This is a genomic window from Xylanimonas sp. McL0601 (genome assembly GCF_049852175.1).
Classification (GTDB): domain Bacteria; phylum Actinomycetota; class Actinomycetes; order Actinomycetales; family Cellulomonadaceae; genus Xylanimonas.
Genome location: NZ_CP187527.1, coordinates 3,142,281 through 3,162,391 on the forward strand (window position 1 = coordinate 3,142,281; position 20,111 = coordinate 3,162,391).

The window sequence follows — 20,111 nt, forward strand, 5'->3', positions numbered from 1 at the left end:
ACGACGGAGCCATGGTGCTTCCAGACGACGTGGCACCGGTCGACTCATCGCTCACCGGTCCATGGTGGCGGCTAGCCTGGCGGCGTGCACACCCCTGGTTCCGACGACGCGGCGACCCGCCGCGAGGTCCCCAGCCGCCTCCACCGGCACGCCGGCGACGGCTGGGTGGAGTGCACGTTCGGGCCCGATGCCGGCCCCCACCGGCACTGGGGCCTGTACGGCGCCGCGGGGCTGATGCTGGTGCGACGCTCGGCGGCGGGTGCGGTGACCGACGTGGTGTTGCAGCACCGGGCGCTGTGGTCGCACGAGGGCGGCACGTGGGGCGTGCCGGGCGGCGCGCTGGACGCCGGGGAGGACGCCGTCACGGGCGCGCTCCGGGAGTCCTGGGAGGAGGCGGGCATCGACCCGCACGAGGTGCGCGTCGTCGGCACGTACGTGCTGGACCACGGGGTGTGGACCTATACGACGGTGGTGGGCGAGGTCGCCGACGGCGCCGACGTCGTCCCGGCCGCGACGGACCCCGAGAGCCTCGCCGTGCGATGGGTGCCGCTGGACGAGCTCGACGCGCTGCCGCTGCTGCCGGCGTTCGCGGCGGCGCTGCCTGCACTGCGGGACGTGCTGGCGGCCGTCGCCTGACCCGCCCGCGCCCACGATGGCGCCGGCTCACCTGCCGAGAATAAGGGCACGCGCGTGTTGTGGAAATCAATCCGCGCCAGGTACTGTGCGATGCGGCGCCAAGGTAAGGCTGCCCTCACCACTGGACGCACTGGAGTGTCATGCTCGCCAACTTCCTCATCGGACTGCGCGAAGGCCTGGAGGCCGCGCTCGTCGTGGGCATCCTCGTCGCCTACCTGGTGAAGTCCGGCCGGCGTGAGCGCCTCCCCCAGCTGTGGCTGGGCATCGGCACGGCCGCGGCGGTCTCGCTCGGCTTCGGCGCGCTCCTGACCTTCCGCCCGCAGGGCCTGACGTTCGCGGCGCAGGAGGCCATCGGCGGCACGCTCTCGATCGTCGCCGTCGGGCTCATCACCTGGATGATCTTCTGGATGGGCAAGACGGCCCGCTTCCTCAAGGGCAACCTGCAGCACAAGCTCGACGACGCCGTCGACGCCGGCCGCTGGGCCGTCGCCGTGATGGCGCTGCTCGCCGTCGGGCGCGAGGGCCTCGAGACGGCCCTGTTCCTGTGGGCCGGCGCGCAGGCGACCGGCGCCTCGACCCGGCCCCTGCTCGGCGCGATCCTCGGCCTCGCCGTCGCGATCGTGCTCGGGTACCTCGTCTACCGCGGGGCCCTGCGTCTCAACCTCAAGACGTTCTTCTCGTGGACCGGCGTGCTCCTCATCGTCATCGCGGCGGGCGTGCTGTCCTACGGCGTCCACGACCTGCAGGAGGCCGGCATCCTCCCCGGCGGCAACGCCCTCGCGTTCGACGTCTCCGCCCAGGTCCCGCCGTCGTCCTGGTACGGCACGCTCCTCAAGGGCGTCTTCAACTTCTCCCCGGCCACGACGTGGCTGCAGGCCGCCGCGTGGGTGCTCTTCGCGGTACCGACGCTGGTGCTGTTCGTCCGGACCGCGTTCAGCCGCCCGCGTCCCACCGCGCCCGCCGCCCCGGCGGCGACGCCGCACGCCGTCGCCGCCTGACCTGCTGCTTCCCCGGTCCGACCCGAAGGATGATCGTGCCCCGCAAGCCCCTGACGCTGTCGCGCGCCCTGACGCGCACGCTCCCGCTGGCCGGCCTGGCCGCCGTCGCGCTCGCCACGGCCGCGTGCACCCCGAACGACCCGGCGGCGGCCGCGTCCGTGGCGACCGACGGCGGGTCCGCCTCCGCCACCGGACCCACGACCGTCACGGTGAGCAGCACCGCCGACGCCTGCACCCTCTCGGCCACCGAGGCGCCGTCGGGCAGCCTCGTCTTCAAGGTCACCAACGACGGACCGGACGTCACGGAGTTCTACCTGCTGGCCGAGGACGGCCTGCGCATCGTCAGCGAGGTCGAGAACATCGGCCCGGGCCTCTCGCGCGAAGTCATGCTCACCGCCAAGCCCGGCACCTACCAGACCGCGTGCAAGCCGGGCATGGTGGGCGACGGCATCCGCGCGCCGTTCACCGTGACAGGCTCCGGCGACGACGTCTCCGCCGCGGGTGCGCTCGCCGACCAGGTGGCCGCGGCAACCGCGGCCTACGCCGCGTACGTCAAGGACCAGGCGGAGCAGCTCAGCAGCGGGACCGCAGCCCTCGTCACGGCATACAAGGCCGGCGACGACGCCAAGGCCCGCGACCTCTACGCCGCCACGCGCGCGCACTGGGAGCGCATCGAGCCCGTCGCCGAGTCCTTCGGTGACCTCGACCCGCGCATGGACCTGCGCGAGGCCGACCTCGAGAAGGGCCAGGAGTGGACCGGCTGGCACCTCCTGGAGAAGGACCTCTGGCAGCCCGATGCGGCCGCCAACGGCGGCACCGCCTACACACCTCTGACCGCGGCGCAGCGCACGCAGTACGCCGACCGGCTGCTCGCCGACACCCAGGAGCTCAGCGACCGCGTCCAGGCCGACGACTTCGCCACCACCATCGACGCCGCCGCGATGGGCAACGGCGCGAAGGGACTGCTCGACGAGGTCGCCAGCGGCAAGGTGACCGGCGAGGAGGAGATCTGGTCGCACACCGACCTGTGGGACTTCCAGGCCAACGTCGACGGCGCCCGCATCGCCTTCGAGGACCTGCGCGACGTCGTCACCGCCAAGGACGCGGACCTCGCCGACCGGCTCGACACCCGCTTCGACGCGCTGCAGACCCTGCTCGACGGCTACCGCGACGGCGACGGGTTCGTCGCCTACACCGCGCTGAGCGACGCCCAGGTCAAGGAGCTCGCCGCGGCCGTGGACGCGCTGAGCGAGCCGCTGAGCAGGCTGACCGCCGCCGTCGTCCTGTGACCGAGCCGGACACCTCCGGGGCCGCCCCCGGGACCTCTCGCAGCGGCCCGTCCCGCCGCGCCCTCCTGGGCGCCGGAGGGGCGGGCCTCGCCGCGCTCGCGGCGGGGTTCGCGGGCGGGTTCGGGGCGGCGAAGGCGTCCTCCGCGCCGGCCGCGCCCGTCTCGGACCAGCAGGTCGTCCCCTTCCACGGCACGCACCAGGCGGGCATCACCACGCGGGCCCAGGACCGTCTGCACCTCGCCACCTTCGACCTCACGACGACGTCGCGCGACGACGTGGTGGAGCTGCTGAAGCAGTGGACCTTCGCGGCCGAGCGCATGACGCGCGGGCTGCCGGCCGGTGAGCTCGGCCCGGTCGGCGGGCCGTACGAGGCCCCGCCGGACGACACCGGCGAGGTCCAGGAGCTCACCCCCGGGAACCTGACCATCACGTTCGGGTTCGGCCCGTCCCTCTTCGCGGACGCGGACGGCAAGGACCGCTTCGGCCTCGCCGACCGCCGTCCGGCGCTGCTCGAGGACCTGCCGCACTTCCCCGGCGACGTGCTCGAGGACGCGCGCTGCGGCGGCGACCTCGTGGTCCAGGCGTGCTCCGACGACCCCCAGGTCGCGGTGCACGCGGTGCGCAACCTCGCGCGGATCGCGTTCGGCACCGCGCAGGTGCGCTGGAGCCAGCTCGGCTACGGCCGCACCTCCCGCACGTCGTCGGCGCAGGCCACGCCCCGCAACCTGTTCGGCTTCAAGGACGGGACGGCGAACATCGTCGCGGAGGACTCCGCCGCGCTCGACGAGCACGTGTGGGTCGCGCCCGGCGACGACCCGGCCGCGGGCTGGCTCACCGGCGGCTCGTACCTGGTCGCGCGGCGCATCCGCATGCAGATCGAGACATGGGACCGCGGCTCGCTGCACGAGCAGGAGACCATCGTGGGCCGCGCCAAGGGGTCGGGTGCACCGCTCTCGGGCGGCCAGGAGAACACCGAGCCCGACCTCGCGCGCCAGGGCTCGGACGGCACGCCGCTCATCGACCCGGCGTCGCACGTGGCGCTGGCCCACCCCTCGGTCAACCGCGGCGTGCGGCTGCTGCGGCGCGGCTACAACTACACCGACGGGTCGGACGGGCTCGGCCGCCTCGACGCCGGGCTGTTCTTCCTCGCGTTCGTGCGCGACCCGGCCACGCAGTACGTGCCGATGCAGAACGCGCTGGCCAAGAACGACCTCATGAGCGAGTACCTGCGTCACACCGGCTCGGGCATCTGGGCCGTGCCGCGCGGCGTCGCGAACGCCGGCGGCTACGTGGGGCAGGAGCTCTTCGAGGCCTGACCCTGCGGGTTCTCGGTCAGCCGACCGACGCCCGGACGACGACCTCGCCGTGCATGATCTTGACATCGTTGACGGACACCCCGGGGGCCCTCTCGGCCAGGAGCGCGTCGACGTCGACGACGACCTTGTCCGGATGGATGTCGACGGCGTCGCGCGGCAGCCCCTGCGCGGCGAGCTGTGACTTGATCGGCCTGCTGAGCAGCCCGAGCAGCTTGCTCACGGGAAGCCTGGCCGCATGGATCTCGAGGCCCAGCGTGACGACGCCGCGCGTGAGCCCGAGCACGCGCACCTCGGCGCGGGCGATCGGGGCCGCGCGGGCCGCCAGCTTGAGCGGCGCCGGCAGGTCGTCGGACTTGCCCAGGTCGACCGTGACGCGGACGACGTCGCCGTCGCCGGCCACGGACGTGATTATCGGAGGCACGTCGACGCCGACGACCGCGGCGAGGGCCATGGCCTCAGCGGGGGTGAGTCGGATCAGCACCTCCCGAGCGTAAGCCGGATCCGCCCTACGCCCCTCTTGGGCGCAGCTGACCGTGCAGCACCCGGGCGCCCTCCGCGATCGAGCCCGACAGCGACGGGTAGATCGTGAAGGCGCTGGCGACGTCGTCGACCGTGAGGCGGTGGGCGACGGCGAGCGTGATCGGGAAGATCAGCTCGCTCGCGCGCGGGGCGACCACCACGCCGCCGAGCACCACCCCGGCCTCGGGGTGGGCGAACAGCTTCACGAACCCGTCGCGCATGCCGAGCATCTTGGCGCGTGGGTTGCGCGCCAGCGGCAGCGTCGAGGTGATGTAGCGCAGCCCCTGCGCGCGCAGGTCGCTCTCGCTGTAGCCGACGGTGGCGATCTCGGGCGCGGTGAAGACGTTCGCCGCGACGTTGCCCAGGTGCAGCGGGTCGACGGCGTCGCCCAGCAGGTGGGCCATCGCGATGCGGCCCTGCTGGGCCGCGACCGAGGCCAGCGGCAGCACCCCGGTGCAGTCGCCCGCCGCGTAGACGCCGCGCGCGGTGGTCCGCGAGACCTTGTCGACGACGACGTGGCCGCTCGCGGTCAGCGCGACGCCGGCCGCCTCGAGCCCGATGCCCGACGTGGCCGGCACGCCGCCGACCGCCAGCAGCACGTGCGAGCCCTCGATCACCCGGCCGTCCGCGAGGGTGACGGTGACTCCGTCGGCCGTGCGCTCGGCGCCCGCGGCCCGGGAGCGGGACATGACCTCCATGCCGCGGCCGCGGAACACGCCCTCGAGGAGCTGGGCCGCGTCCTCGTCCTCGCCGGGCAGCACGCGGTCGCGCGACGAGACCAGCACGACGTCGCAGCCGAGCGCGTGGTAGGCACCCGCGAACTCCACGCCGGTGACGCCGGAGCCGACGACGATCAGCTTCTCGGGCAGGGCGTCGAGCTGGTAGAGCTGCGTCCAGGTGAGGATCCGCTCGCCGTCGGGTACCGCGGTGGGCAGCGTGCGTGGAGTGGCGCCGACGGCGAGGAGGACGGCGTCGGCGTCGAGCGTGACGCGGCCGGTGGCCGCACCCGTGGAGACCACGACGCGCGACGGCCCCTCGAGCCGCCCCACGCCGGTCACGACCTCGACGCCCTCGCGCTCCAGGCGCCCCCGGATGTCCGCCGACTGCGCCGCCGCGAGCGCCAGCACGCGGGTGTTGACCGCCGAGAGGTCGACGTCGTAGCCCGCTCCTCCGTCGCGGATGCCGAGCTCGGGTGCGGCCTCCGCGATGGTGAGCCACTCGGCGGTGGCGATGAGCGTCTTGGACGGCACGACGTCGGTGAGCACGGCGGCGCCGCCGAGACCTTGCCGCTCGACCACCGTGACCTGCGCTCCGAGCCGTCGGGCGACCAGGGCCGCCTCGTATCCGCCGGGGCCGCCGCCGAGGATGACGACGTGCTGGCCGGCGTTGACTGCGGTGTCGTTGGACGCGTCGCTTCGCACGCCCGACATTGTCGCAGCCGGGAGGTTAGCCTCGGACCATGACCAGCAACGCCGCTCCCGTGCCGGATCTCGACGACCCCGCGACCTCCCCGTTCGACGTCGCGCGTGCGGCCGCGGAGCACATCGCCCGCGAGTCCGGGGTCGAGGGCCACGACATCGCTCTGGTGCTCGGCTCGGGCTGGGGCGGAGCCGCGGAGCTGCTGGGCGACGTCGTGGCGGAGCTCCCGTCGCACGAGATCCCGGGGTTCTCCAAGGCTTCGGTGGCCGGGCACGTCGGCACCACGCGGTCGATCCGGGTGGAGCGCGGCGACGGGTCGACACGGCACGTGCTGGTGCTCGGCTCGCGCACGCACCTCTACGAAGGCCGCGGCGTGCGCCGGGTCGCCCACGGCGTGCGCACCGCGGCGGCCACGGGCGCCACCACGGTGGTGCTGACCAACGGCTGCGGGGGCCTCCACGTCTCGTGGCGTCCCGGCCAGGTGGTGCTGCTCAAGGACCACATCAGCTTCACCGGCGCGTCGCCGCTCGAGGGCCCGACGTTCGTCGACCTCACGGACCTGTACACCCCGCGCCTGCGCGACCTCGCGCGGCAGGTCGACCCCACGCTCCCCGAGGGGGTCTACGCCCAGTTCCGCGGCCCCCACTACGAGACGCCCGCCGAGGTGCGCATGGCCGGCGTCGTCGGCGCGGACCTCGTGGGCATGTCGACCGGGCTCGAGGCGATCGCGGCCCGCCACTGCGGCATGGACGTGCTCGGCATGTCGCTCGTCACGAACCTCGCGGCGGGCGTGAGCCCGCAGCCGCTCTCGCACGAGGAGGTGCTGGAGGCCGGCGCCAAGGCGGGCCCGGTCATCAGCGACCTGCTCGCGCGTGTCATCAAGCTGATCTGACCCTGGGGAGGGTGCCGTGACCGTGATCGATGACTCGTTGCAGTCCGTCCTCGCCGCTGCGGCCGCGTGGGAGCGCGACGACGTCGACGACGCCGACAAGGCGGAGCTGCGCGCCCTGAGGGCGCGGGCCGAGAGCGGCGCGCCGGGGGCGGTCCAGGCTCAGGCCGAGCTGCGCGACCGGTTCGCGACCACCCTGCAGTTCGGCACGGCCGGCCTGCGCGGGGCGATGGCGGCGGGGCCCAACCGTATGAACCGCGCGGTCGTCATCGGCGCGGCCTCCGGCCTGGGTGCGTTCCTCCGCGACGCGCTCGGGCGCGCGACGCCGCGCGTGGTGGTCGGCTTCGACGCCCGCCACCGCTCGTTCGACTTCGCGCGCGACACGGCCGCGGTGATGACGGCCCAGGGCATCGAGGTGCTGCTGATGCCCTCGCCGCTACCCACGCCCGTGCTGTCGTTCGCGGTGCGGGACCGGGGCGCCGACGCCGGCGTCATGGTCACCGCGTCGCACAACCCGGCGGCCGACAACGGGTACAAGGTGTACCTCGGGGGCCGCGTCGTCGCGGACGGCGGCCAGGGCGCGCAGATCGTGCCGCCCTACGACGGGCAGATCGCCGAGCGGATCGCAGCCGTCGGGCCGGCCGTGTCGGTACCCCGCGCCGCGGCCGGCTGGACGGTGCTCGGGCCGGACGTCGTGGACGACTACGTCGCCGCCGCCGTCACGCTGGCGGACGACACGCCGCGCCGGCTGCGCATCGTCACCACGTCGCTGCACGGCGTCGGCGGGCAGGTGCTGGCGCGCGTGCTCGCCGAGGCCGGGTTCACCGACGTCGTGCCCGTGCCCGAGCAGTTCGACCCCAACCCCGACTTCCCGACCGTGGTGTTCCCCAACCCGGAAGAGAAGGGCGCGATCGACATGGCGATCGCCGTCGCGCAGGACTCGCGCGCCGACATCGTCATCGCCAACGACCCCGACGCCGACCGCTGCGCCGTCGCGGTGCTCGACCGGCGCATGGGTACCTACCAGGGGGCCGAGACGGCCCAGTCGCAGGGCTGGCGGATGCTGCACGGCGACGAGGTGGGCGCGCTGCTGGGCGACGACGTCGCCTCGCGCCTCGCGCCGGTCGGGCCGATCCGGTCCACCGGGGACCGTCCCGTCCTCGCGAACAGCATCGTCTCCTCGCGCCTCCTGGCCGCCATCGCCAACCGGCACGGCCTGGCGCACGCGACCACCCTCACGGGCTTCAAGTGGATCGCCCGTACTCCCGGCCTCGCGTTCGGGTACGAGGAGGCGCTCGGCTACTGCGTCGACCCGGCGCGGGTGCGGGACAAGGACGGCATCTCCGCGGCGCTGCTCGTCGCACAGCTGGCCAACCGGCTCAAGGCGGACGGCCGCGGCCTGATCGACAAGCTCGACGACCTCGCGCGAGAGCACGGCCTCTACCTCACGGACCAGCTCGCGGTGCGCTTCGAGGACCTCGCCGGTATCCCGGTGACGATGGCGCGCCTGCGCTCGGAGCCGCCGGAGTCGCTGGCGGGCTCCCCCGTCGTCGCCGTGCTCGACCTCGCCGAGGGCGCGGACGGCCTGCCGCCGACGGACGGCGTCCGCATCCTGACGGCCGACGGCACGCGCGTGATCGTGCGTCCGTCAGGCACGGAGCCGAAGGTGAAGTGCTACCTGGAGGTCGTCCGGGATGTGGCGGCTGACGCCACGTTCGACGAGATCAGCCAGGTCCGCGCGGGGGTCCGCACGACGCTGGCCACCTTGAAGCACGACGTGGCGGCCGCCCTCGGCCTCTAGCACCCACGGGTCTCGACAGGCTCGACCACCGACGGCCGAGCCTGTCGAGACCACGCTGACGCGCGTCAGCGGCGTGTGGCCAGCCAGGCCTCCGCGGCCTGCCAGTGGTGGCTCTGGTGGATGTACCGGTGCTGGTCCCACGGCTTGACCGGGCCCGCCCAGTGGATGAGCGCCGGGTCGCAGACCAGCTCCTGCGTCGGCCACACGTTCCAGCGCGCGTCCATCGCCACGTAGCGCGAGCCCGCGTACTGGTTGAGGACGTCCTGGTCGTTGAGCCCGTACCGCTCGGCGTAGGGCACGAACTCCTCGGTGAAACCGTCCGCACGCATCACCGCGAGGTCGAGCAGCAGGATTCCCGCGTTGAACGAGTGGTAGCCCCACTGGTGGCGCTGCGTCGTCACGCGGATCAGGTCGCGGGCGGCGGCCGGGTCGTGGGACAGCAGGCGCGTGGAGCGGATGACGTTGCCGATGCCGTGGCGGTAGTTGTACGAGATCGACGGGCGGGCGGCCAGGGGGGCGCCCGCGAGGTCGAGGTCGAACAGCTCGCCCAGGTCGGTCACCGTCAGCGCGTCGAGGTCGTGGTAGATCACGCGCACCACGTGGTCGAGCAGCTCGGGCAGCAGCAGGCGGTCCATCGTCGCCACGGTGATGTGCTTGAGCATGCCGAGCACGGACCCGTAGTCGACGTCGTCGCAGGCGTACCACTCGAACGTGACCTCGGGGAACAGCGCCGCGAGGCGGGCGTGGTCGGCCGGGGAGTGCTCTCGGGTGAGCGCGTGCACGCGCACCGGGCGGGCGGTGTTGCGCACGACGCCGCCGACGACGACCTCCATCTGCGAGCGCAGGTTCCCGTCGAGCGCGACGGCGACCTCGACCTGCGCACCGGCGTCGGCGGTGCGGGGGGCGACGGCCTCGACGACGACGCGGGTGGCCCGGACGCGGGCGACCTGCGCCGTGATGTCCACGGTCACGCCGCCCGGCGTCGACGGGGACGCCACGGGCTCGGCGTGCACGTGGCGCGCGAGCTCGACCTCGGGAGCCACGGCCTCGCGCCAGGCGGCGTAGACCTCCTCGCGCGAGGCGCCGGCGAGGATCTGCCCCATCGCGGCGGCCACGACGCGGCGGATGCGCTCCTGCATCGCGCGGCGGTCGGCCTCGGTGGCGTCGAGGATCCCGGCGAACCGGATGTCGGCGTCGTTCTTGGGGCGGAAGTCGACGTTCGCGCCGATCGACCACGACGGCAGGAAGCAGTGCAGGCGGCTCGTGACCACCGTGCCGTAGTGGGTGCGGTAGGAGTCGAGCAGGCGGACGGCCTCGCGCATGTTCGTGGCGGCCGACCGGCCCCGGACCTCGGGGTACTGCTGCGTGATGTAGTCGCCGTCGGCGCCGTCGGGCACGGGGGCGTCCACGAACGCGCTCGGGGCGCCCGCGCCGGCCGGCGTGAACCCGGCGGGGAACACGGTGTCGATCGTGGTGGTGAGGCAGCCGCTGAAGAACGCAGGGACGCCCGCGTTGAGCAGCAGGTGCACGGTGGTCCAGTCGCGGCAGCCGATGGGGCCGTGCGCCTTGAGGTACTCGACCGCGGCGGGCGTCAGGATGGCGTGCTTGTTGATGTGGAACGAGACGAAGATCGGCTGCAGGTTCGGGTGGAACGGGAAGTCGAACCGCAGGTCGAACTGGTTGTGCATGTACCAGCCGAAGGCCAGCATCCACGTGTTCTCGGGCACGACGTCGAGGCGGGTGACGTCGCGCTGCACCACGGTGAGGTCGACGTCCGCGCCGCCGGCCGGCCCGGCGAGGGCGTGCTCGAGGCGCACGCGCGCCTGCAGCTCGCGGATCGCCTCGGTGAGCTCGGCGCCCTCGGGGTCGGCGTGGCCGGCCTGCTCGCCGGCGGCGTGCAGACGAACGCCCTGGTGCCGCAGCAGGTGCGTGAGCGCGGCGATGGTCTGCACGTTGTCGCCGATGTTCGACGACGACACCTTCTCGTCGGGCGCCTTGTAGTCGATGACGGCGAACGAGACGTGGCCGGCGGGCACCTCGGGCGCGCGGCGGTCGCCGGACAGGATGGCGAGCGACTTCTCGATCCAGGGGCCGAGGTAGTCGAGGGACTCGCGCAGGCCCTCGGCGTCGGGGGCACCGACGAGCGCGACCCGGGCCGCGCGGGTCGCCTCCCGGGCGGCGGCGGGCTCGTCGGCGACGAGGAAGAGCTTGGCGAGCTCGAGCAGCGTCGGCGCGTCGGCGACGACGCCGTCGCGCACCCACGCCGAGGCGTTCCGCAGCGACTCGACGGCGCGGGCCGCGATGCCCGAGCGCAGGTACTCCGCGGGCGCGAGGCGCCCGGCGTCTGCCGGGTCGACGCTCGCGAGGAGCTCCCACGCGAGGTCGCGGATGCCGGCGCGCAGCGCGATGACCGCTGAGCCGACGACGCCGGCGGTGCGGGTCTCGGGCTGGTCGGCCAGCGAGTGGCACAGCGCGCGCAGGTCCGCGTTCGCGGTCTTGGGTGCCGTGCGGACGACGCTCACGACGGCCTCGTCGAGCGGCAGACCGCGGCGCAGGGCGGCGACGAGCGCCAGGTCGGCCGAGGTGGTCGACGCCGCGCTCGGGCGAGCGGCCGCGGCGGCGGCCGCCGGGCCCTCGGCGCCCTCGGCGTCGCCGCCGGGCACCTTGAAGGGACGGTCGGCGGCCCAGCTCGGAGCGGACCACTGCTCGCGGCCGAGGAGGGCCTCGCCCAGCGCCGCGGCCGGCTCGCCGACCAGAACGGGCTCGGCGTCGGCGGGCGCGTCGACGGCGAGCGCGGCGACGAGGGCCTGCTCGAACTCGGCGGTCTCGAGGGCGTCGGCGGTGGCCTCGGCGCTGGTCTCGGGGACGGTGTCGGACGCGGGCTCGGACCCCGGGGCGCGACGGGAGGACAGGGGCATGGGTGTGCTCCTTGAGGGGTAGTGAATCGAGGTGCCGTCGTCCGCTGCGCCGCTGTTCGTCCAGTGCCGCCGGTGTGTCCGGTGGCCGCACTATAAGCCACGGACGTGAAGTGCGGATGACACGACCTGTCACAATCCGAAACTGCAGGTCAGTCAGTGGAAAGACCACACCGCCTCAGGAGTCGAGGAACTCCGTCGTCCCCGGTAGCGCGGCCAGCTCGTTGACCCACGCGGCGTCCGACGCCGGCTCGAGCGGGACCGTCATCCACCACCAGAGGAGCTCGGCGACGTGGTCACCGTCAGGGACGTCGGCGGCCGAGCTGGGCACCACCCAGCCGGGAGCGGTCGCGATCTGGGCCGGGACGACGGCGTTCACGTCCCGGAGGTGGCGTGCCCCGTCGGCGCGCATCGCCGCCATGGGCGATACCGCACTCACGTCGTCGGTTCGTGAGGAGGCACGGATCGAGGACGCGAACAGTTCCCGAGGAGACGATCGCGGCGATCGTCGACGGGGTGGTCATGCCGCTGCTCACGCGCTGACGACGGCGCGGGGCCGAGGCGCGGGTGCGCCCCGGCCCCGCCGTCGTGCCGCTCAGCGGGCGTCCGTCGTACCCAGCGCCTCGCTCAGGAAGGCCACGGCCTGCGCGACGGCAGCCTTCGCGGCATGCGTGTCGTGCAGGGAGTTCACCATGACGAAGTCGTGCACGATGCCCTGGTAGCGGACGGCCGTGGTGGGCACACCGGCTGCGCGGAGCTTGGCCGCGTAGGCCTCGCCCTCGTCGCGCAGGACGTCGGCCTCGGCCGTGATCACGAGGGCCTGCGGCAGGCCGGCGAGCTGCTCGAGGGAGGCCCGCAGCGGCGAGGCCGTGATCTGCTCACGGTCCTCGGCGCTGGTCGTGTACTGGTCCCAGAACCACTTCATGCCCTCGCGGCTCAGGAAGTAGCCCTCGGCGAACTCCTCGTACGAGGCGGTGTCGAACGAGGCGTCGGTCACCGGGTAGAACAGCACCTGCGCGGCCAGGTCCACGCCGCCGCGCTCCTTGGCGAGCAGCGTCAGCGCCGTCGTCATGTTGCCGCCGACGGAATCGCCGGCGACCGCGACCCGGGTGGCGTCGAGGCCCTCGGACGGGCCCTCGGCGACGATCCACTGCGCGGCGGCCCACACCTGCTCGAGCGCGTGCGGGTAGCGCACCTCGGGCGAGCGGTCGTACTCGGTGAAGACCACCGCGGCGCCGGTGCCCACCGCGAGGTCGCGCACGAGGCGGTCGTGCGTGTGCGCGTCGCCGAAGACCCAGCCGGCGCCGTGGGTGTACAGGATGACGGGGAGGACGCCCGCCGCGCCCTGCGGCCTGACGAGGCGCAGCTGCACGGTGCCGCTCGGGCCGCCGGTGATCTCGATCCACTTCTCGTCGATCTCGGGCTTGAAGATCGGCTCGTCTTGCACGCCGTCGACGGCCTTGCGGCCCTCCTCGGGCGACAGCTGGAACAGGAACGGCGGCTCGCTCGTCGCGTCGACGAACGCCTGAGCCGCAGGCTCGAGAGCGAGGTTGCGGGGGTTTGCGGTCATGGGTTCTTTCCTTCAGAGGTGGTCGGGGCTTCTGGGGTCAGGCGGCGTCGGCGGCCACGTCGGTCGCGCGCACGGCCTTCTCGATGACGTCGGCGACGTCGGTCGCGTGCGTCTGCATGACGAGGTGCGGGGCGTCGAGCTCGACCACCTCGCACAGCGCGGCACGCTGGTAGCCAAAGCGCTCGACGTCGGGGTTGATGGTGCGGTCGGCCGCCGAGACGATGCCCCAGGCGGGCTTGGTCTTCCACGCGGCCTCGCTCGCGGGCTCGGCGAACGCCGCACCAGACAGCGGCCGCTGCGACACCGCGAAGACTTCGGCGACGCGCGGGTCGACGCCGGCGGCGAAGACGGCTGGGAACGCGTCGACCTTGACCGACACGTCGGTGCCGGGCTCGGCGCCGGTCACCGGGTACGGGGTGAAGACGAGGTTCGCGGCGAGCTCCGAGTCGGGGAACGCGCCCTGCAGCTGGCCGAGGCTCTCCCCTGCCTCGAGCGCGTAGGCCGCGACGAACACTAGCCCGACGACGTTCTCCGCCGCGCCTGCGACGGTGATGACCGCGCCGCCGTAGCTGTGGCCCACGAGGACGACGGGACCGTCGATCTGCTCGGCGAGCGCGCGGACGGACGCGGCGTCCTCGGCGAGGCTGCGGAGGTAGACGGGCGGTGCGAGCACCGTGTGGCCGCGGTCGAGCAGCTCACGCGTCACGGGTGCCCAGCTGGCTGCGTCGGCGAACGCGCCGTGGACGAGCACGATGGACGGAGTGGTCATGGTCAGCTCCTGAGGATCGGCGGCACCCGACGTCGTCGGGCCGTGCAGTCGGGCTCAGGATGTCCGGCGCCGGTGGCGCGAGAGCGACTCCGTTCGCGTGCGGGCAAGTTCCCGTTCGCTCCGCGTCAAGAGTCCGGCCGGCGCTGCGCGCGCTCCTCCGCCTGCTGCCGCCGCCAGTCCCGCGGCGAGCTGCCGAACCGCGACCGGAACGTGCGGCTGAAGCTCGACGGCGACGCGAAGCCCGAGCGTTCGGCCACCCGCTCGATCGACGAGCCGTTCGACGGCCGCGCAAGGATCGCGGCGGCCCGCGCGAGGCGCGCATCGAGGATGCTTCCCGAGATCGAGCGGTCCTCCGCCTGGAAGGCCTTCTGCAGCACCCGGAGCGAGACGCCCACGGCGTCCGCAACCAGCGCGGGCGTCAGGCGGGCATCGCCGGCGTAGGCGTCGATGTGCCGGAGCGCCTCGACGACGAGGTTGCGGCGGCTCACCTCGGGCGGCGTCAGGCGCCCGAGGAAGTCGTCGACGAACGCCGTCGTCAGGTCGATGGCCGACTGCGCGACGGCGCCGCCGGCGGCGGGGCTCAGCGCCTTCTCGCTCTTGAGCGCCTGCGCCGTCATCGACCACAGGATCTTCGGCAGGCCGTCCCCGACGGGGAAGGCCGTGCCGCTGAGCGCGTCGAGCGCGCCCGAGCTCAGGCCCAGGGCCTCGGAGTCCATGCGGATCGACAGTGCGCTGAAGTCGGGCGTGTACCGGAAGCTCGTGAGGCGCCGGAAATGCTTCACGCTCATCGTGCCGACGTCCGTCTCGAGGCTCGAGCGCGCCTGCCGCACCGAGACGCGCCCACGCAGCACGAAGGCCCACACGAGCGCGTCCCCGGGGTCCTTGTAGCCGTCGTCCGGGCGGTCCCGGTCGAGGTGCGCCCTCGTGTGGTTCATCTGCACGGAGCCGAGCGACAGGTTCTGCACGACCGTGGCGGAGGTGGGCAGGAAGCCCGAGGCACAGCGTTCGGCAAAGGGAAGGAACATCTGGGCGTCGGGTCAGTAGGTTCCCGACGGCCGGGCCGCCGGCCCGCCCCCCAGCTCCGCGAGCACCGCGGCGGCGCCCGACATGCCCAGCCGGGTGGCGCCCGCCTCGATCGCCCCGAGCGCGTCCTGGAGCGTCCGGATGCCGCCCGACGCCTTCACGCCGAGCCGGCCTCCGACCGTCTGCGCCATGAGCGACACCGCGTGGACCGACGCCCCGCCGGCCGGGTGGAAGCCCGTCGACGTCTTGACGTAGTCGGCGCCCGCGGCCTCGGCGGCCCGGCACACGGCGACGATCTCGTCGTCGTCGAGCAGCGCGGACTCGATGATCACCTTGAGGAGCCTGTCCCCCGGGACCGCCGCACGCACCGCGGCGATGTCGGCCTCGACGGCCCCGAAGTCGGCGGCCTTGGCGGCGCCGACGTCGATCACCATGTCGACCTCGTCCGCGCCGTCCGCGACGGACTGCGCGGCCTCTGCGGCCTTGATCGACGACACGTGCTTGCCCGACGGGAACCCGCACACGGTCGCGACCTTGATCCGCCCCGCCGCGGTCGCGCGCGCGAGGGCCACGAACGTCGGCGAGACGCAGACTGAGTAGCAGCCCAGGCGTGCCGCCTCCTCGACGAGCGCGACGACGTCGGCATCGGTCGCCTCGGGCTTGAGCAGGGTGTGATCGATGAACGACGCCAGCTCCTCGGGCGTCGTCGGCACGGTGGCGGTCACAGCTGCGCTCCCTCGACCTTCTGGAACCCCGGCCCGATGATCTGCTCCACGAGCACGCGGCGCTCGTCGTGGTGCATGAACGCGCCCCAGGCCGCCGCGATCGTGACGTCGGCCAGGTCGTCGATCGTCCACCCTGCCTCGGTGACCAGCAGCCGCATCTCGTGCGACATCGACGTGCGTGACATCAGGCGGTTGTCGGTGTTGAGCGTGACGGCGAAGTCGAGCTCCTTGAGCCGCGTGATGGGGTGCTCCTTGATGCTCTTCGCCGACGTCGCCGACGTCTGCAGGTTCGACACCGGGCACACCTCGAGCGGGATCTGGTGGTCGCGGACCCAGTGCGCGAGCGGGCCGAGCGTCGCCAGCGGCGAGCCGTCCGTGTCCGTGCCGAACTGGATGTCGTCGACGATCCGTACCCCGTGCCCGATGCGGTCGGCCTGCCCGAGGTGCACTGCCTGCGCGATCGACGGCACACCGGAGGCCTCGCCCGCGTGGATCGTCACCGGGAAGTCGTTGTCGGCGAGGAACCGCCAGATCTCCGCGTGCCGGTCCGGCGGGAACCCCTCCTCCGCGCCCGCGATGTCGAACCCGACCACTCCCGCGTCGCGGTAGGCGACGGCGAGCTCGGCGATCTCCATCCACCGGTCGGCGTGCCGCATCGCGGTGACGATCTGCCCCACGCGGATGGTGCGCCCGTTCTTGGCGGCCTCGGCGATGCCCTCGTCGATGCCCGCCTGGACGGCCTCGACCGTGCCTGGTAGGTCGAGGCCCTTGGTCAGGTGCTGCTCGGGCGCCCAGCGCTGCTCGGCGTACACCACGCCGTCGGCCGCAAGGTCGAGCACGGCCTCCTTGGCCACGCGCGCGAGCGCCTCGGGCGTCTGCATGACGGCGATCGTGTGGTCGAAGGTCTCGAGGTAGCGCACCAGCGAGCCCGAGTCGGCCGCCTGCTGGAACCAGTCGCCCAAGCCAACGGCGTCGTCGACCGGGAGCTGGTGCCCGACGGCGGCGGCGAGCTCGAGCACCGTCTGCGGGCGCAGCCCGCCGTCGAGGTGGTCGTGCAGCACGACCTTGGGGAGGTCGGGGATGAGGTCCACGAGGAGGTCGTCCATCATGGGCTCAACCTACTTTGAGACCGGCCGGGGGCGCCCTCCGAGCGCGGCGCCCGCCGCCGGAAGCTGGCGTGAGCCGTCAGTCCTCGACGTCCTCGTCGGGCCCCTCGGGCTCGGCCGGCTCGTCCGCGTACGCGTCCTCCTCGTCGAGGCCGCGGACCTCGTCGGCCTGCTCCGCGACGTCGGCCTCGTCCGCGGTGCCGTCGAGGTCCGGGCGCGCGCTGGCGGGCTCGTACTCCTCCGCCGTGGCCTGGTTCGCGGGCACGCTGACGCGACCGAGCGCCTCCTCGAGCAGGTTCCCCGTGTTGTCAGGGTCGCCGGCGTCGTCCGGGTCGATCGCGCGGACCTGGCGCTCGCGCAGGTCGGGCTCGTCGACGCCGGCGTCGCGCCATGCGTCGCGTCCGGGCTGGGTGCTCATCAGGTCGCTCCTCCGGGTCGGGCGGTCCCCCCATCGTGGCGCACCCACCGGTCAACTGCAGTCTGTCGACTGCATCAGTGGGGGGCTCTGCGCGGGAGGACCGCCCACACGACGTGTGGCCATGCGCCCAGCGCGGCGGTCAGGACCATGCGGTCCCGCGGGGTCGCGCGGTCCGGCCTGACCAGCGCCGACGTCGGCACGGTGTGCATCGTGGCCGACGACGGCTCGTAGACCCGCACGACGCCGTCCCGCGCCGCGTCCGGGCGTGCGTCGGCGAGCAGCACCACGTGCCGCGGCACGGCCGTCTGCCACCCGCCGCCGACGTCGCCGCCGGTGAAGAGCGGCACGGGCACGCCCGACGCAGCCGCCGCGACCGCGGCGCGCAGCACCTCCGCGCCGCGCGCGCCGCCGCCTACCACCCGGTGGGTGTACCGCACCGCCCCGTACCGCGCGAGAGCGGCAGCGGCCCACGGCGTCGTGCCGTACCGCAGCGGCCAGGGCACGACGCCTACCCGGGAGGACTCCCGGTGCACCTGGCGCTGCAGCCCGGCGAACCGCCGCTCCGGGTCCCACGCCACCCGCAGCGCGAGCCGCGGGTCTCCCGCGAGGGCCAGCAGGACGAGCACGGCCGCGCCGCACGTCGTCTCGTCGACCTGCCGCGCGGGCGCCGTACGGGTCGTGGCGCCGTCGCCGCCGAGGAACGGGAGCGACACCCGCGCGGGATACCCGACGCGCCCACCCTCGCCACCCCGCGAGAGCGGGTCCAGCACGGACCGCCGCGACGCCTCGCCGAGGCGGGCGAGCTCGGCCGCGACGTCGTCCGGCACGCTCGGCACTGTGTCGAGAGGGAGGCCGCCCGGGCTGCCGAGGACTCGACGAGCTGCCGAGGCGGGCGCCGCCAGCACCGGCGCGGGCGCCGCCAGCACCGGCGGGGGCGCAGCGAACAGGCGCGCGCGGGACAGGACGTCCGTCAGGCGCAGGGTCTCGCGCACGGCGTCCGGCTCAGTGGATGCGGTCCAGCACCACCGGGCGGCGGGTCACCGCCGTCCCCGGCGGGGCCACCTCCCAGGCGCCCTCGAGCGCCTCGTACGCGCGCGGGAACCGCTCGGGGGTGTCGGTGTGCAGCGTGAGGAGCGGCTGCCCCTTCGCGACGGCGTCGCCCGGCTTGGCGTGCAGCTCGACGCCGGCCGCCGCCTGCACCGGGTCCTCGCGCCGCGCGCGCCCTGCCCCCAGGCGCCACGCCGCGACGCCGACGGCGTACGCGTCGAGCTTCGACAGCACGCCGTCGGCGTCGGCGACGACCTGCTCGGTCGCCTTCGCCGTCGGCATGGGGGCGTCGGGGTCGCCGCCCTGCGCCGCGATCATGCGCCGCCACACGTCCATCGCCCGCCCGTCGGCGAGCGCGGCCCGCACCTCGGGCTCAGCGACCGGGCGCCCTGCGGCGGCCAGCATCTCGACCGCGAGCGCCACGGTGAGGTCGACGACGTCGGACGGCCCGCCCCCGGCGAGCACCTCGACGGACTCGCGCACCTCGAGCCCGTTGCCTGCCGTGAGCCCGAGCGGCGTCGCCATGTCGGTCAGGAGGGCCACGGTGGTGACGCCGGCGTCGGTGCCGAGGTCCACCATGGTGCGCGCGAGCTCCTTCGCGGTGGCGAGGTCCTTCATGAACGCGCCCGAGCCCACCTTGACGTCGAGCACGAGCGCTCCTGTGCCTTCGGCGATCTTCTTGCTCATGATCGAGCTCGCGATGAGCGGGATCGCCTCGACGGTCGAGGTCACGTCACGCAGCGCGTACAGCTTCTTGTCCGCCGGGGCCAGGCCGGGGCCGGCCGCGCACACGACGGCGCCGACCGACGCGAGCTGCGCGCGCACCTCGTCGTTACTGAGCGAGGCCCGCCACCCGGGGATGGACTCGAGCTTGTCGAGCGTGCCGCCCGTGTGGCCCAGGCCGCGGCCCGAGAGCTGCGGGACAGCCACGCCGAACGCCGCCACGAGCGGGGCCAGCGGCAGCGTGATCTTGTCGCCGACGCCGCCCGTCGAGTGCTTGTCGGCGGTCGGGACGCCCAGCGTGGAGTAGTCGAGCCGCTCGCCGCTCGCGATCATGGCCTGCGTCCAGCGCTCGATCTCGCCGCGGCTCATGCCGTTGAGGAAGATCGCCATGGCCAGGGCAGCCATCTGCTCCTCGGCGACGACACCGCGTGTGTAGGCGTCGATCACCCAGTCGATCTGCTTGGTGGACAACCGCCGGCGGTCGCGCTTGGTGCGGATGACGTCGACGGCGTCGAACGGCTCGGTGCTCACTTCTCGTCCTCCAGGTAGTCGGCGACGACCTCGAGGTCTCCCGCACCGAACGCCTGCGGCAGCACCTCCGTCATCGGCACGATGCCACGCGGGGTCTCCACGAGCAGCGCGGGGCCGCCGTGCTCCCACAGGAGCTGGCGGCAGCGCCCGCACGGCATGATCGCCGCGCCGCGCGCGTCGACGCAGGCGAACGCCACGAGGCGCCCTCCCCCGCCCTCGACCAGCGAGGAGACGAGCCCGCACTCGGCGCACAGGGTCACGCCGTAGGCGGCGTTCTCCACGTTGCAGCCGACGACGACGCGGCCGTCGTCGACCAGTGCCGCCGCCCCCACCGCGAACCCCGAGTACGGCGCGTACGCCCGGTGCATCGCCTCGCGGGCGCGCTCGCGCAGGGCGTCCCAGTCGACGTCGGTCATG

19 protein-coding genes are annotated in these 20,111 nt (G+C 73.8%); 6 read left to right on the forward strand and 13 right to left on the reverse strand.

The features are described 5' to 3' along the window. Positions 1 to 84: 84 nt before the first annotated feature. From ACO4JP_RS14600 to efeB, 4 genes are all read left to right on the forward strand, one after another. A complete protein-coding gene (locus ACO4JP_RS14600) occupies positions 85 to 636 on the forward strand; it encodes an NUDIX domain-containing protein (RefSeq protein ID WP_425954701.1) in 552 nt (183 codons plus the stop codon). A gap of 140 nt (positions 637 to 776) precedes the next feature. Further along, positions 777 to 1,634 (forward strand): iron uptake transporter permease EfeU, encoded by an 858-nt coding sequence (efeU, locus tag ACO4JP_RS14605; RefSeq protein WP_425954702.1) that lies wholly within the window; start codon positions 777 to 779, stop codon positions 1,632 to 1,634. A 29-nt stretch (positions 1,635 to 1,663) separates the two neighbouring features. Beyond that, positions 1,664 to 2,923, forward strand: a complete 1,260-nt coding sequence (gene efeO / locus ACO4JP_RS14610; RefSeq protein ID WP_425954703.1) for an iron uptake system protein EfeO — start codon at positions 1,664 to 1,666, stop codon at positions 2,921 to 2,923. Then, on the forward strand, positions 2,920 to 4,239 hold the full coding sequence (efeB, locus tag ACO4JP_RS14615; protein ID WP_425954704.1) for an iron uptake transporter deferrochelatase/peroxidase subunit: 1,320 nt from the start codon (positions 2,920 to 2,922) through the stop codon (positions 4,237 to 4,239). Before efeO ends, efeB begins: the two co-directional genes overlap by 4 nt. A 16-nt stretch (positions 4,240 to 4,255) precedes the next feature. On the opposite strand, the gene ACO4JP_RS14620 is transcribed toward efeB, so the two are convergent. Both ACO4JP_RS14620 and ACO4JP_RS14625 read right to left on the reverse strand, forming a co-directional pair. Beyond that, entirely contained in the window at positions 4,256 to 4,720 is a 465-nt protein-coding gene (locus ACO4JP_RS14620; RefSeq protein ID WP_425954705.1) for a hypothetical protein, read from the reverse strand. Positions 4,721 to 4,745: 25 nt separating this feature from the next. Next, entirely contained in the window at positions 4,746 to 6,188 is a 1,443-nt protein-coding gene (locus tag ACO4JP_RS14625) for an NAD(P)H-quinone dehydrogenase (RefSeq protein ID WP_425954706.1), read from the reverse strand. A gap of 29 nt (positions 6,189 to 6,217) precedes the next feature. On the opposite strand from ACO4JP_RS14625, the gene ACO4JP_RS14630 reads away from it, so the two are divergent. Together ACO4JP_RS14630 and ACO4JP_RS14635 are read left to right on the forward strand one after the other, a co-directional pair. Beyond that, entirely contained in the window at positions 6,218 to 7,069 is an 852-nt protein-coding gene (locus ACO4JP_RS14630; RefSeq protein ID WP_425954707.1) for a purine-nucleoside phosphorylase, read from the forward strand. Positions 7,070 to 7,085: 16 nt separating this feature from the next. Continuing rightward, entirely contained in the window at positions 7,086 to 8,867 is a 1,782-nt protein-coding gene (locus ACO4JP_RS14635) for a phospho-sugar mutase (protein ID WP_425954708.1), read from the forward strand. 65 nt (positions 8,868 to 8,932) lie between these two features. Here ACO4JP_RS14635 and ACO4JP_RS14640 read toward each other — a convergent pair whose 3' ends face one another. The 11 genes from ACO4JP_RS14640 to ACO4JP_RS14690 form a co-directional block, all read right to left on the reverse strand. Beyond that, positions 8,933 to 11,785 carry a glycosyltransferase gene (locus ACO4JP_RS14640; RefSeq protein WP_425954709.1) on the reverse strand — a complete coding sequence of 951 codons (2,853 nt, stop codon included), beginning with the start codon at positions 11,783 to 11,785 and terminating at the stop codon, positions 8,933 to 8,935. A gap of 175 nt (positions 11,786 to 11,960) precedes the next feature. After that, positions 11,961 to 12,203, reverse strand: coding sequence for a hypothetical protein (locus tag ACO4JP_RS14645; protein WP_425954710.1), 243 nt, complete (start codon positions 12,201 to 12,203; stop codon positions 11,961 to 11,963). Positions 12,204 to 12,377: 174 nt separating this feature from the next. Further along, a complete protein-coding gene (locus tag ACO4JP_RS14650; protein WP_425954711.1) occupies positions 12,378 to 13,352 on the reverse strand; it encodes an alpha/beta hydrolase in 975 nt (324 codons plus the stop codon). A 37-nt stretch (positions 13,353 to 13,389) separates the two neighbouring features. After that, positions 13,390 to 14,121 (reverse strand): alpha/beta fold hydrolase, encoded by a 732-nt coding sequence (locus ACO4JP_RS14655; protein WP_425954712.1) that lies wholly within the window; start codon positions 14,119 to 14,121, stop codon positions 13,390 to 13,392. 125 nt (positions 14,122 to 14,246) lie between these two features. Further along, positions 14,247 to 15,146: a helix-turn-helix domain-containing protein gene (locus ACO4JP_RS14660; protein ID WP_425954713.1), complete on the reverse strand. Its 900-nt coding sequence runs from the start codon at positions 15,144 to 15,146 to the stop codon at positions 14,247 to 14,249. A 12-nt stretch (positions 15,147 to 15,158) separates the two neighbouring features. Next, positions 15,159 to 15,869 (reverse strand): deoxyribose-phosphate aldolase, encoded by a 711-nt coding sequence (gene deoC / locus ACO4JP_RS14665; protein ID WP_425954714.1) that lies wholly within the window; start codon positions 15,867 to 15,869, stop codon positions 15,159 to 15,161. Next, positions 15,866 to 16,978 carry an adenosine deaminase gene (locus ACO4JP_RS14670; RefSeq protein ID WP_425954715.1) on the reverse strand — a complete coding sequence of 371 codons (1,113 nt, stop codon included), beginning with the start codon at positions 16,976 to 16,978 and terminating at the stop codon, positions 15,866 to 15,868. The genes deoC and ACO4JP_RS14670 overlap by 4 nt, the downstream gene beginning before the upstream one ends. A 76-nt stretch (positions 16,979 to 17,054) precedes the next feature. Next, a complete protein-coding gene (locus ACO4JP_RS14675; RefSeq protein WP_425954716.1) occupies positions 17,055 to 17,393 on the reverse strand; it encodes a hypothetical protein in 339 nt (112 codons plus the stop codon). A gap of 74 nt (positions 17,394 to 17,467) precedes the next feature. Continuing rightward, entirely contained in the window at positions 17,468 to 18,385 is a 918-nt protein-coding gene (locus ACO4JP_RS14680) for a hypothetical protein (protein ID WP_425954717.1), read from the reverse strand. A 10-nt stretch (positions 18,386 to 18,395) separates the two neighbouring features. Continuing rightward, entirely contained in the window at positions 18,396 to 19,694 is a 1,299-nt protein-coding gene (locus tag ACO4JP_RS14685; RefSeq protein ID WP_425954718.1) for a thymidine phosphorylase, read from the reverse strand. Then, positions 19,691 to 20,110 carry a cytidine deaminase gene (locus tag ACO4JP_RS14690; RefSeq protein ID WP_425954719.1) on the reverse strand — a complete coding sequence of 140 codons (420 nt, stop codon included), beginning with the start codon at positions 20,108 to 20,110 and terminating at the stop codon, positions 19,691 to 19,693. Before ACO4JP_RS14690 ends, ACO4JP_RS14685 begins: the two co-directional genes overlap by 4 nt. Position 20,111: the final 1 nt, after the last annotated feature.